The sequence below is a fragment of the Kitasatospora sp. NPDC088783 genome, from assembly GCF_044750705.1.
Lineage (GTDB): Bacteria > Actinomycetota > Actinomycetes > Streptomycetales > Streptomycetaceae > Kitasatospora > Kitasatospora fiedleri.
In genome coordinates, this window is sequence record NZ_JBIVKJ010000007.1 from 23,425 (window position 1) to 36,788 (window position 13,364).

Here is a 13,364-nt window from a genome sequence, read left to right on the forward strand (position 1 = left end):
CCGAGGGCTGACCAACACGCTCACCGGACGGACAAAACCTGGTGCTCCCGCACAGACCCGCAGGTCATACTCGGTCGGGTGTTCGTATCCATCTCCACCACCGGCACCGCCGAGAACCCCGCCTCCGACCTTGGCTTCCTGCTGCACAAGCACCCCGACAAGGTGCAGCGGTTCACCACCACGCACGGCACGGCGCACGTCTTCTACCCCGAGGCCGGGGAGCAGGTGTGCACCGCCGCGCTGCTGCTGGAGGTGGACCCCACGGCGCTGCTCCGCCAGGGGCGCGGCCAGGGCCGGTCCGGCTCGCCCGACCTCGCGCTCGCCCAGTACGTCAACGACCGCCCGTACGCCGCCTCCTCGCTGCTCGCGGTGGCGCTGCGCACGGTCTACCGGTCCGCGATGAAGGGGGAGTGCGCCCACCGGCCCGAACTGCCCGGCCGGGCGATGCCGCTGCGGATCGCCCTGCCCGCCGTCCCGGTGGCCGGCGGCGAGGGCCCCGCGCTGGTGGAGCGGCTGTTCGCCCCGCTGGGCTGGCAGGTCGACGTGCGGTCCGTCCCGCTGGACGAGTCCTTCCCGGAGTGGGGCGACTCCCGCTACGTGCGGCTCGAACTGACCGGCACCCTGCGGCTCGCCGACGCGTTGCAGCACCTCTACGTGCTGCTGCCGGTCCTCGACGGGGCCAAGCACTACTGGGTCGCCCCCGACGAGGTCGACAAGCTGCTCGCGGCCGGTCAGGGCTGGCTGGCCGAGCACCCCGAACGGGCCCTGATCATCCGTCGTTACCTGGCCCGCCGCTGGTCGCTGACCAAGATCGCCATGGAACGCCTGGCCCTGGCCCGCCTGGCCGAGGCCGACGACCGCGAGGCCGAGGAGATCGACAACGCCGTTCCGGACGTGCCGGACACCCCGGACACCACGGAGGCCGCTGAGGAGGTGGACGCCACCGGATCGACCGACCTGACCGACCTGACCGGCCTGACCGACCGGGTTTCGGCCACCGCCACCGCCACCGACGCCGAGCGCGCCGGTGACGCGGCGGGCGGCCGGGAGCGCGGGGGGCCGCTCGCCGTGCAGCGGCGGACGGCGATCCTGGCGGCGCTGGCCCGCACCGGCGCGGCCCGGGTGCTCGACCTGGGCTGCGGGCAGGGCGAGCTGGTGGGCGCGCTGCTCAAGGAGCCGCGGGTGACCGAGGTGCTCGGCGTGGACGTGTCCTCCCGCGCGCTGTCGATCGCCGCCCGCCGGCTCCGCCTGGACCGGCTGCCGGAGCGGCAGGCCCGCCGGGTCAGGCTGGTCCAGGGCGCGCTGACGTACACCGACGCCCGGCTGAAGGGCTACGACGCGGCGGTGCTGTGCGAGGTCATCGAGCACCTCGACCTGCCCCGGCTGCCCGCGCTGGAGTACGCCGTGTTCGGTGCGGCCCGGCCCGCCTCGGTCGTGGTCACCACCCCGAACGTCGAGTACAACGCCCGCTGGGAGAGCCTGCCCGCCGGGCACCGGCGGCACGACGACCACCGCTTCGAGTGGAGCCGCGCCGAGTTCGCGGCCTGGACGGAGCAGGTCTCCGCCGCCTACGGCTACCGCGTCGAGCTGGGGCCGGTCGGCCCGGTCGACCCCGAGGTCGGCGCGCCCACCCAGCTCGCGCACTTCCGCATCGTCGAACCCGACCCGGCCGACAGCACCACCGCGACCGGCACCACCCGCACCACCCACCACACCGCCGACACCACCGCGACCGGCGCCGCCGGCACCCCGTCGTACGACTCCGCCCCGGAAGGGAGCGCCCACCGATGACCACCGAAACCCCGGAGACGACCCCCGCCCGGGCAGGCCGCCGACTGCCCGTCACCGACGTCTCGCTGGTGGTGCTGATCGGCAGCACCGGCTCCGGCAAGTCCAGCTTCGCCCGCAAGCACTTCAAGCCCACCGAGGTGGTCTCCTCCGACTTCTGCCGCGGGCTGGTCGCCGACGACGAGAACGACCAGTCCGCCTCCGCCGACGCCTTCGACGTGCTGCACTACATCGTCGGCAAGCGGCTCGCCGCGGGCCGGCTCACCGTGGTCGACGCCACCAACGTCCAGCAGGAGGCCCGCCGCCAGCTGGTCGCCCTCGCCCGGGAGCACCACGTGCTGCCGATCGCGATCGTGCTGGACGTCCCGGCCGAGGTGTGCGCCGAGCGCAACCGGGCCAGGCCGGACCGGCAGCTGCCGGCCCACGTGATCCCCCGCCACCAGCGCGAGCTGCGCCGCTCGCTGCGCGGGCTGGAGCGCGAGGGCTTCCGCAAGGTGCACGTGCTGCGCGGGGCCGAGGAGGTCGAGCGCGCCGAGATCGTCCCGGAGAAGCGGTACAACGACCTGCGGCACCTGACCGGTCCGTTCGACATCGTCGGCGACATCCACGGCTGCCGCTCCGAGCTGGAGACGCTGCTGGAGCGGCTCGGCTACACGCTCACCCGCGACGAGCGGGGCCGCGCCGTGGACGCCGCGCACCCCGAGGGCCGCACCGCGGTCTTCGTCGGCGACCTGGTCGACCGCGGCCCGGACACCCCGGGCGTGCTGCGCCTGGTGATGGGCATGGTCGAGGCCGGCCACGCCCTCTGCGTCCCCGGCAACCACGAGAACAAGCTCGGCCGCTGGATGGGCGGCCGCAAGGTCACCGTCTCGCACGGCCTCCAGGAGTCGATCGACCAGCTGTCCGCCGAGAGCGACGAGTTCCGGTCCCGGGTGCGGGAGTTCATGCGCGGCCTGGTCAGCCACTACCTGCTGGACGGCGGCGCGCTGGTGGTCTGCCACGCCGGTCTGCCGGAGAAGTACCACGGCCGCGCCTCCGGCCGGGTCCGCTCGCACGCGCTGTACGGCGACACCACCGGCGAGACCGACGAGTACGGCCTGCCGGTGCGCTACCCGTGGGCCGAGGAGTACCGCGGCCGCGCCCTGGTGGTCTACGGCCACACCCCGGTGCCGGTGGCGAGCTTCCTCAACAACACCATCTGCCTGGACACCGGCTGCGTGTTCGGCGGCAGCCTGACCGCGCTGCGCTACCCGGAGCGGGAGATCGTCGCCGTCCCGGCCGAGCAGGAGTGGTACGAGCCGGTCCGCCCGATGCACACCGACGCGCCCGGCGGCCGGGAGGGCCGCCCGCTCGACCTGGCGGACGTGGCCGGCCGCCGGGTGGTGGAGACCGCCCGGTTCGGCAACGTCGCCGTCCGGGAGGAGAACGCCGCCGCCGCGCTGGAGGTGATGAGCCGCTTCGCGCTCGACCCGCGGCTGCTCGCCTACCTGCCGCCCACCATGGCCCCCTCGCCGACCTCCCGGCGCGAGGGCCTGCTGGAGCACCCCGAGGAGGCGTTCTTCGCCTACCGGCACGACGGGGTGCGGCAGGTGGTCTGCGAGGAGAAGCACATGGGCTCGCGGGCCGTCGTCCTGGTCGCCCGGGACGCCGCCGCCCTGGAGAAGCGCTTCGGCCTGCCCGGCCCGGGCGCGATCTGGACCAGGACCGGCCGCGCCTTCCTCAGCGACGAGCGGCTCACCGGCGCGATCCTCGACCGGCTCCGGGCCGCCGCCGAGGACGCCGGCCTGTTCGACGAACTCGACACCGGCTGGCTGCTGCTGGACGCCGAGCTGCTGCCCTGGTCGCTCAAGGCGGTCGAGCTGCTGCGCCGCCAGTACGCCGCCGTCGGCGCGGCCGCCGGAGCCGCGCTGCCCGCCGCGCTCGACGCCCTCGCCCGGGCCGCCGACCGCGGGCTGGACGTGGCGGAGCTGGCGGACCGCCAGCAGGAGCGCGCCGCCGACGCCCTGGCCTTCACCGAGGCGTACCGGCGCTACTGCTGGCCCACCGAGGGCCTCGACGGCATCCGGCTGGCCCCGTTCCAGCTGCTCGCCGCCGAGGGCGCCAACCTGGCCCTGCGCCCGCACACCGAGCACCTCGCCCTGATCGACCGGCTGGTGGAAGCCGACCGGACGGCCGCCGACCTGGCCGCCGCGCAGCCGGTGCTGCACCGCACCGGGCGGCTGCTGGTCGACACCGGGGACGAGTCCTCGGTCGCCGCCGCCGTCGCCTGGTGGGAGGAGCTGACCGGCGCCGGTGGCGAGGGCATGGTGGTCAAGCCGGTCGACCCGCTGCACCGGGACGGCTCCGGGCGGCTGGTCCAGCCCGGGTTGAAGGTCCGCGGCCGGGAGTACCTGCGGATCATCTACGGCCCGGACTACACCCGGCACCTGGACCGGCTGCGCCAGCGCTCGCTCGGCCACAAGCGCTCGCTCGCCCTGCGCGAGCACGCGCTCGGCCTGGAGTCGCTGGACCGGCTGGCGGCCGGCGAGCCGCTGTGGCGGGTGCACGAGGCGGTGTTCGCGGTGCTGGCCCTGGAGTCCGAGCCGGTCGACCCCCGGCTCTGACACCCGGACGGCACGGACGGGCCCGAGCGGCAGGGATGCGCCCGGGCGGTGCGGGACCGGTACGGCACACGGACGGGAGCACCCTCGGGGCCCCGTCCGTGTCCGTCCGTGTGCAGTCCGTGCGCGGTCCCTGCGCGGTCCGTGCGTTCTCCTGGCCCGGTCACGCGTCGGCCATCGAAGTGTTGCATGAATATTCGACTCCTCGTATACACTTCCCGTCTCAGTCCGCTGATCGACCCAGGAGACCGGTATGGCGTTCAACCTCCGGAACAGGCACTTCCTCAAGGAGCTCGACTTCACTCCCCAGGAGTTCCGTCACCTGATCGACCTGGCGGCCCAGTTGAAGGCCGCCAAGTACGCGGGCACCGAGCAGCCCCGGCTGCGCGGCAAGAACATCGCGCTGATCTTCGCCAAGACCTCCACCCGCACCCGCTGCGCCTTCGAGGTGGCCGCCCACGACCAGGGCGCGACCACCACCTACCTGGACCCGGCCGGATCGCAGATGGGGCACAAGGAGTCGATCAAGGACACCGCGCGGGTGCTGGGCCGGATGTACGACGGCATCGAGTACCGCGGCGACGGGCAGGCGATCGTCGAGGAACTGGCCGCGTACGCGGGCGTCCCGGTCTGGAACGGCCTGACCGACGAGTGGCACCCGACCCAGCTGCTGGCCGACGTGCTCACCATCCAGGAGCACTCCACCAAGCCGCTGAACGAGACCACCCTGGTGTACCTCGGCGACGCCCGCTTCAACATGGGCAACTCGCTGCTGATCACCGGCGCGCTGCTGGGCATGGACATCCGGATCGTCGCGCCGTCCTCGCTCTGGCCCGCGGAGGAGATCCGCAAGGCGGCCGAGACGCTGGCCGAGACCAGCGGCGCCCGGATCACCCTGACCGAGGACGTCCCGGCCGGGGTGGCGGGGGCGGACTTCCTCTACACCGACGTCTGGGTGTCGATGGGCGAGCCCAAGGAGGTCTGGGCCGAGCGGATCGCGCTGCTCAAGCCCTACCAGGTCTCGATGGACACGGTGCGCGCCACCGGCAACCCGGCGGTCAAGTTCCTGCACTGCCTGCCCGCGTTCCACGACCTCGGCACCGAGATCGGCCGGCAGATGTACGAGCTCACCGGCATGACGGAGCTGGAGTGCACCGACGAGCTGTTCGAGTCCGCGCACTCCGTGGTCTTCGACCAGGCCGAGAACCGCCTGCACACCATCAAGGCCGTGATGGTGGCGACCCTCGGCTCCTGAGCCGGGGCGCCCGGCCCGCGTTCGCGCTCCCGCAGGTGGCTCAGAAGCCGACGTCCACGCAGGCCGCCCGGTCGGCCGCGGCGTACGGCCCGACGGGGGTCCCCGCGTGCAGCACCAGCGAGTGCGCCTCGTCGGGCCGGAACCCCCACGGGACGGTCGCCGAGGCGGTGCCCGTCCCGCCCGGGTCGGTGCGCACGGTCATCCGCACCTCGTTGTCGACGGCGTCCGACCCGGCCACCTGCTGGTAGTGCGGCCCGGAGGACGCCGGGTCGGCGCCGCAGTACCCGGTGTGCACGTGCGCGGGGAACTCGTGCGCCCCGGCCACCCCGGCGAGCCGCACCGTGACGGAGGTGCGCCCGGCCGCCCGGTCGACGGTGACCCGCACCCGCGAGCCGTACGGCACCAGGTCGGGCGCGTGGGTGATCGCCCGGGCCGGGACGAAACCGTCCGCCCGGTCGAACCGGGCGTCCACCATCCGGTCGACCCCGGCCCCGGCCGGTCCGACCGGCGCGGAGGAGCCGGCCTGCCCGGGAGGACCGGCCGGGCCCTGGGCGGCGGGCGGGCCGATCGGCAGCAGGGCGAGCGGCACCAGCAGCGCACCGACAGCGGGGGACAGGGGCATCGCGGACCTTCCGACGGGCGTGCGGGGACGACACCCGCCACGGTGGCCGCCCACGCCGCGCCGCGCACGCCGCCGTGCCGCACCGCCGCCCGCCGTCACCCGTACGGGAAGCGGCGTTCGAACAGCAGCACCGGTGCGGCGGGGCCGGTCGCCCGGTCAGCCCGCCGCGGTGATCCCGCGGATCTCGCAGCGCGGCCCGCTGGCGCGCATCAGCCGCAGGTCGGCGGTGACCAGCGGGGCGCCGTGGAGTTCGGCGACCGCGACGTAGGCGGCGTCGTCCGGGGTCAGGTTGTCCCTGAGCTCCCAGATCCGGCCGAGCAGCGGGGCCACCTCCACCTTGCGGATGGCCAGGCCGGGCAGTCGGCGGGTGATCCCGGCGACCTCCTCGGCGGTCAGCTCCTTGGCGAGGTACAGGCCGCGCAGCGACTGCATCACCTCGATCACCACGTGCTCGGGCGCCACCCACTCCGGGTCGGCGGCCAGCGCGGCCCGGGCCGCGTCGCCCCGGGGGCCCCGGTCGGAGAGCGACAGCACCACTGCGGAAGCGTCCACCACGATCACCCGGCACACGCTAGTCCGCCCGCCCCGCCGCCCCGCCGCAGGGGTGCCCGCCGCACCGGCCGCCCGCGGGCCCTTGCCGCCGTCCGAAGTCCGCCCGCGCACCCTCCCGCCCGTGCATCCGCCCCACCACCGGGACGGACGCGCGGGGCGGAAGGCTGCGTTGTCCCCGCAAGGCGACCGGTAGGCGCCCGGCGGGCGTCGGAAGGCGCCCGCAAGGCGTCCGGAGCAGTCGGGGCGGCGTCCCGGCAGGGGTGCCCGAGGGGCGAAGTGGGGCCCCGTGGTGGGAGGCTGTGGGTGTCGGCGCTCCCGCGGCATGGCGGGGTGAGCCGGTGGAGTGCGGCCGGAGCCCATGCACTATGGTTTATCTCGACATCGAGATACATTCCGCGCTACGCTTTATCTTGACGTCAAGATACTTACCGAGAGGCGCAGGCCTTCCATCATCGGCTCGGTAGGCGGCGGCAGGCAGGTTAGCCAAGGCTTACCTTACCACCGGGTGGACCAAGAAGGAGTCAGTCGTGTCCGCGAACAGCTTCGACGCCCGCAGCTCGCTGCAGGTGGGCGACGAGTCGTACGAGATCTTCAAGCTCTCCGCCGTCGAGGGTTCCGAGCGGCTGCCGTACAGCCTCAAGGTCCTGCTGGAGAACCTGCTCCGCACCGAGGACGGCGCCAACATCACCGCCGACCACATCCGCGCCCTCGGCGGCTGGGACCCGACGGCCGAGCCGTCCGAGGAGATCCAGTTCACCCCGGCGCGCGTGATCATGCAGGACTTCACCGGCGTGCCCTGCGTGGTCGACCTGGCCACCATGCGCGAGGCCGTGAAGGAGCTGGGCGGCGACCCGTCCAAGATCAACCCGCTGGCGCCGGCCGAGCTGGTCATCGACCACTCCGTCATCGCCGACAAGTTCGGCACCCCGGACGCCTTCGTCCAGAACGTCGAGATCGAGTACGGCCGCAACAAGGAGCGCTACCAGTTCCTGCGCTGGGGCCAGACCGCGTTCGACGAGTTCAAGGTCGTCCCGCCCGGCACCGGCATCGTCCACCAGGTCAACATCGAGCACCTGGCCCGCACCGTCATGGTCCGCGGCGGCCAGGCGTACCCCGACACCTGCGTCGGCACCGACTCGCACACCACCATGGTCAACGGCCTGGGCGTGCTGGGCTGGGGCGTCGGCGGTATCGAGGCCGAGGCCGCGATGCTCGGCCAGCCGGTCTCGATGCTCATCCCGCGCGTGGTCGGCTTCAAGCTGAACGGCCAGCTCCCGGCCGGCACCACCGCCACCGACCTGGTGCTCACCATCACCGAGATGCTGCGCAAGCACGGTGTGGTCGGCAAGTTCGTCGAGTTCTACGGCGAGGGCGTCACCTCGATCCCGCTGGCGAACCGCGCCACCATCGGCAACATGTCGCCGGAGTTCGGCTCGACCTGCGCGATCTTCCCGATCGACGCCGAGACCATCAGCTACCTCAAGCTCACCGGCCGCGACGAGCAGCAGCTCGCCCTGGTCGAGGCGTACGCCAAGGAGCAGGGCCTCTGGCACGACCCGTCGGTCGAGCCGGTCTACTCCGAGTACCTGGAGCTGGACGTCTCCACCGTCGTCCCGTCGATCTCCGGCCCGAAGCGCCCGCAGGACCGGGTGGTCCTGGCCGAGGCCGCAGCCAAGTTCGCCGAGGCGCTGCCGGCCTACTCCGCCGAGGCCTCGAAGCCGACCGCCGTCACCGCCCCCGACGGCTCGACCTACGAGATCGACAACGGCGCGGTCGTGATCGCCTCGATCACCTCCTGCACCAACACCTCCAACCCCTCCGTCATGCTGGGCGCCGCCCTGCTGGCGAAGAAGGCCGTGGAGAAGGGCCTCTCGGTCAAGCCGTGGGTCAAGACCACCCTGGCGCCCGGCTCCAAGGTCGTCATGGACTACTACGAGAAGGCCGGCCTGCTCCCGTACATGGAGAAGCTGGGCTTCAACCTGGTCGGCTACGGCTGCGTCACCTGCATCGGCAACTCGGGCCCGCTGCCCGAGGAGGTCTCCGCCGCGGTGAACGAGTCCGACCTCGCGGTCGTCTCGGTGCTCTCCGGCAACCGCAACTTCGAGGGCCGGATCAACCCCGACGTCAAGATGAACTACCTGGCCTCCCCGCCGCTGGTGGTCGCCTACGCCCTCGCGGGCAACATGAACGTCGACATCACCAAGGACGCCCTGGGCCAGGACGCCGACGGCAACGACGTCTTCCTCGCCGACATCTGGCCGTCGGAGCAGGAGGTGGCCCAGGTGGTCGCCGGCTCCATCGACCAGGACATGTTCACCAAGGACTACGCGGACGTCTTCGCCGGCGACCACCGCTGGCAGTCGCTGCCCGTCCCGACCGGTGACACCTTCGAGTGGGACGCCGAGTCCACCTACGTCCGCAAGCCCCCGTACTTCGAGGGCATGGCCAAGACCCCGAGCCCGGTGACCGACATCTCCGGCGCCCGGGTGCTGGCCAAGCTGGGCGACTCGGTCACCACCGACCACATCTCCCCGGCCGGCAACATCAAGCCCGGCACCCCGGCGGCGCAGTACCTGACCGCCAACGGCGTGGAGAAGCGCGACTTCAACTCCTACGGCTCGCGCCGCGGCAACCACGAGGTGATGATCCGCGGCACCTTCGCCAACATCCGCCTGCGCAACCAGATCGCGCCGGGCACCGAGGGCGGCTACACCCGCGACTTCACCCAGGCCGACGGCCCGGTGTCGTTCATCTACGACGCCTCGCAGAACTACCAGGCCGCGGGCGTCCCGCTGGTGGTCCTGGCGGGCAAGGAGTACGGCTCCGGCTCGTCCCGCGACTGGGCGGCCAAGGGCACCGCGCTGCTCGGCGTCAAGGCCGTCATCGCCGAGTCCTACGAGCGCATCCACCGCTCGAACCTGATCGGCATGGGCGTCCTGCCGCTGCAGTTCCCGGCCGGCGAGAACGCCGACTCGCTGGGCCTGACCGGCGAGGAGACCTTCGAGTTCACCGGGGTCACCGAGCTGAACGAGGGCCGCACCCCGAAGACCGTCAAGGTCAAGGCGGTCGGCCCGGCGGGCGGCACCGTCGAGTTCGACGCCGTGGTGCGCATCGACACCCCCGGCGAGGCGGACTACTACCGCAACGGCGGCATCCTGCAGTACGTGCTGCGCAGCCTCATCGGCTGAGCAGGCACGGCGGCTGTTCCGGCAGCCGGTGGGCCGAGGGGCCGGACCGCATCGAGCGGTCCGGCCCCTTGTGCGTTCCGGTGTCGATGGACTAAACCTCTCCCTCAGCACATGGTCCATACCAATTGACGCTGAATCGGAGAGATTCACGGAATGACCAGACGCACATCTGCGGTCCTCGCGGCCGTCCTGATCGCCTCCTTCGCCGCCACCCCGGCCCAGGCCCACGGGAACGACGACCACGCAAGGAACCACCGGCTGGAGGGCCAGCGGGTCGGCTACTTCACCCAGTGGGGCATCTACAGCGGCTTCACGGCCAAGAGCGTCCAGACCAGCGGCCAGGCCGGCAAGCTGACCGTGATCAACTACGCCTTCGGCAACGTCTCCGCCGACGGCACCTGCTTCGAGGCCAACGGGGCCGGCCTGGGCGACGCCTGGGCCGACTACCAGCGCCCGGTGGGCGCCGAGGAGTCGGTGGACGGCGTGGCCGACACCGCGGAGCAGCCGCTCAAGGGCAACTTCAACCAGCTCCGCAAGCTCAAGGCGCAGAACCCGCAACTGCGCGCGGTGGTCTCGCTGGGCGGCTGGAGCTGGTCCAAGTACTTCTCGGACGCGGCGCTCACCGACGCCTCCCGGAAGAAGTTCGTCTCCTCCTGCATCGACCTGTACCTCAAGGGCGACCTGCCGCAGCTGGGCTCGGTCGAGGGCGGCGCGGGCGCGGGCGCCGGGGTGTTCGACGGCATCGACATCGACTGGGAGTACCCGGGCGGCGGCGGTGACGCGGGCAACGTGGTGCGCCCGGAGGACAAGCGGAACTACACCCTGCTGATGCAGGAGTTCCGCCGCCAGCTGGACGCGCTGTCCGGCCGGAAGGGCCCGCACTACCTGCTCACCGCCGCGGTCCCGGCCGGCGAGTCGAAGATCGACCAGCTGGAGGTCGGGAAGGTCGCCAAGTCGGTGGACTGGCTGAACCTGATGACCTACGACCTGCACGGCCCGTGGGAGGCCCAGGGCCCGACCAACCACGACGCCAACCTGTACACCGACCGGGCCGACGCCTCCGGGCAGCAGCTCAGCGTCGACCGGGTGGTGCGGACCTACCTGGACCGCGGCCTGCCCGCCAAGAAGGCCGTGGTGGGCGTCCCGTTCTACGGCTACGGCTGGACGGGCGTGCCGGCCGGCCCGAAGAAGAACGGCCTGTACCAGTCCGCCACCGGCCTGTCCCGGGGCGGGAACCTGCCCTACAACCAGATCAAGGACCTGCCGGGCACGGTCTTCACCGACCGCGCGCACGGGGCGACCTGGAAGTACGACGGCACCGAGTTCTGGACGTACGACACCCCCGACCTGCTGACCCGCAAGGCGCGCTACGTCGAGGAGAACGACCTGGGCGGCGTGATGGCCTGGTCGCTGGACAACGACGACGCCCGGGGCAGCCTGGTCTCCGCCCTGGACAAGGGCCTCCGGGACGACTGATCCCGGGCCGGACCCCCGGCCGGTCTCCCGCTGACCCCCGCTGACCCCCGCTCACCTCCCGCCGGGGCAGCCGACGCGCAGCTTCGCGCATCACAGTTAGAGCACTGTGATGCGCAGAGCTGCGCGTTTCTATGTTCTTTCGAGCAACAACGCGCTAGATTCCCCTTCATGCCTGGCGCGGACACGTAATTCGCAGGGTTCCTGCACATTGCACATGCTGCATCGCGAACAACGGTTCGGTCGTCAGGTTTGTTATCCGACCTGCTGACTATTGCCGCTGGGTGAACAGTGGACTATACCTTTGCAGCATCATCACACCGCCTCTGACCGGCACCTTCGCCGCTGGGCACCTTTCGGGCCGCGGGAGTTGACGTGACGTCAGCTCCGGTCCACTTCTTCTGGAACTGAGGGGTTAGGGCACTCATGGGCTCTGCAACTGAGTACAACCGTCGCGACCTGTTCAAGCGCGCGGCCGCGATCACCGTCCTCGCCGCGGGCGGCACCTCGCTGCTCGCCGCCTGCGCCGGCGGTTCCGGCAGCGGTGACAGCAAGTCCAGCGCCGCTCCGACGCTCGGCGGCGACAGCAAGAACCCGTTCGGGGTCAAGGACAGCGACCCGCTGGACGTCGTGATCTTCAAGGGCGGCTACGGCGACGACTACGCCAAGGTGTTCGAGGACGCCTACAAGAAGGCGTACGCGGGCGCGACCGTCTCGCACCTGGGCACCCAGGAGATCAGCGGCAAGCTGCAGCCGCGCTTCAACGCCAACACCCCGCCGGACGTCTTCGACAACTCCGGCGCCCAGGCGATGAAGGCGGACGTCCTGGTCAGCGCCGGCCAGCTCACCGACCTGTCGGTGCTGCTGGAGGCCCCGTACCTGGACGACCCGACGAAGAAGATCAAGGACGTCCTGCTGCCCGGCACCGTCGAGCAGGGCACCATCGACGGCAAGATGTACTCGCTGAACTACGTCTACACCGTGTTCGGCCTCTGGTACTCGGCCAAGCTCTTCAAGGACAAGGGCTGGACCCCGCCGAAGACCTGGGACGAGTTCATCACCCTCTGCGGCACCATCAAGGCCGCCGGCATCGCCCCGTTCGCGCACCAGGGCAAGTACCCCTACTACGCGAACTACGTGATCTTCAGCCTGATCGCCAAGCAGGGCGGCCTGGACCTGGTCAAGAAGATCAACGCCTGTGACACGGCGGCCTGGGACGACCCGGCGGTGCTGGCCGGCGTCAGCGCGTTCAACAAGATCATGGAGGGCGACTTCCTCCTCCCCGGCACCAACGGCATGACCCACACCGAGTCGCAGACCGCCTGGTGCCAGGGCAAGGCCGCCTTCATCCCGTCCGGCTCCTGGCTGGAGAACGAGATGCTGGCCTCCACCCCGGCCGACTTCGACATGGCCTTCCTGCCGATCCCCTCGCTGCCCGGCGACAAGCTGCCCGGCACCGCGCTCTGGGCCGGCGCCGGCGAGCCGTTCATGGTCCCGAGCAAGGCCAAGAACAAGGCCGGCGGCCTCGAGTTCCTGCGCATGATGCTGACCAAGGACGGCTCCTCGAAGTTCGTGGCCACCGCGAACTCGCTGACCGTGCTGAAGGACGGCGTCAACCCCGACGTCGCCCTCAAGCCGGGCACCAAGTCCTCCGCCGACGCGGTCAAGGCGGCCGGCGACGTCACCTTCAACTTCAGCTTCCAGGACCTGCAGACCGCGTTCGACACCGAGATCGAGAACGCCACCAACGAGCTGGTCAACAAGCGCATCACCCCGCAGGAGTGGGTCGCCCGCGGCAAGGCCGCGACCTCCAAGAAGATCTGACACCCCAGCAGGCCGACGGCTTGTCACCGCAAGGCCGGGGCCCGCTCGCGGGCCCCGGCCGT

8 protein-coding genes are annotated in these 13,364 nt (G+C 71.7%); 6 read left to right on the plus strand and 2 right to left on the minus strand.

Annotated features, from left to right (window positions below; all coding sequences use genetic code 11):
- Window positions 1-78 precede the first annotated feature (78 nt).
- The 3 genes from ACIP60_RS20445 (at window position 79) to argF (ending at window position 5,643) form a co-directional block, all read left to right on the plus strand.
- Window positions 79-1,791 carry a 3' terminal RNA ribose 2'-O-methyltransferase Hen1 gene (locus ACIP60_RS20445; RefSeq protein WP_400686433.1) on the plus strand — a complete coding sequence of 571 codons (1,713 nt, stop codon included), beginning with the start codon at window positions 79-81 and terminating at the stop codon, window positions 1,789-1,791.
- The gene (locus ACIP60_RS20450; RefSeq protein WP_400686435.1) at window positions 1,788-4,391 is read left to right on the plus strand and encodes a polynucleotide kinase-phosphatase; all 2,604 of its coding nucleotides are present in this window, start codon (window positions 1,788-1,790) and stop codon (window positions 4,389-4,391) included. The genes ACIP60_RS20445 and ACIP60_RS20450 overlap by 4 nt, the downstream gene beginning before the upstream one ends.
- Window positions 4,392-4,641: 250 nt before the next feature.
- Window positions 4,642-5,643 carry an ornithine carbamoyltransferase gene (gene argF / locus ACIP60_RS20455; RefSeq protein WP_400686437.1) on the plus strand — a complete coding sequence of 334 codons (1,002 nt, stop codon included), beginning with the start codon at window positions 4,642-4,644 and terminating at the stop codon, window positions 5,641-5,643.
- A gap of 40 nt (window positions 5,644-5,683) precedes the next feature.
- Here argF and ACIP60_RS20460 read toward each other — a convergent pair whose 3' ends face one another.
- Together ACIP60_RS20460 and ACIP60_RS20465 are read right to left on the minus strand one after the other, a co-directional pair.
- The gene (locus tag ACIP60_RS20460; protein ID WP_400686439.1) at window positions 5,684-6,265 is read right to left on the minus strand and encodes a superoxide dismutase family protein; all 582 of its coding nucleotides are present in this window, start codon (window positions 6,263-6,265) and stop codon (window positions 5,684-5,686) included.
- Between the two features lie 156 nt (window positions 6,266-6,421).
- Window positions 6,422-6,817 (minus strand): type II toxin-antitoxin system VapC family toxin, encoded by a 396-nt coding sequence (locus ACIP60_RS20465; protein ID WP_400686441.1) that lies wholly within the window; start codon window positions 6,815-6,817, stop codon window positions 6,422-6,424.
- A 527-nt stretch (window positions 6,818-7,344) separates the two neighbouring features.
- Here ACIP60_RS20465 and acnA point away from each other — a divergent pair.
- The 3 genes from acnA to ngcE all read left to right on the plus strand — a co-directional run bounded on the left by acnA (window position 7,345) and on the right by ngcE (window position 13,302).
- On the plus strand, window positions 7,345-10,005 hold the full coding sequence (acnA, locus tag ACIP60_RS20470; RefSeq protein ID WP_400686443.1) for an aconitate hydratase AcnA: 2,661 nt from the start codon (window positions 7,345-7,347) through the stop codon (window positions 10,003-10,005).
- Window positions 10,006-10,158: 153 nt separating this feature from the next.
- Window positions 10,159-11,481: a glycoside hydrolase family 18 protein gene (locus tag ACIP60_RS20475; RefSeq protein WP_400686445.1), complete on the plus strand. Its 1,323-nt coding sequence runs from the start codon at window positions 10,159-10,161 to the stop codon at window positions 11,479-11,481.
- A gap of 423 nt (window positions 11,482-11,904) precedes the next feature.
- Complete coding sequence (ngcE, locus tag ACIP60_RS20480; protein WP_400686447.1) at window positions 11,905-13,302, plus strand: N-acetylglucosamine/diacetylchitobiose ABC transporter substrate-binding protein; 1,398 nt, start codon at window positions 11,905-11,907, stop codon at window positions 13,300-13,302.
- The last annotated feature ends 62 nt before the right edge of the window (window positions 13,303-13,364 follow it).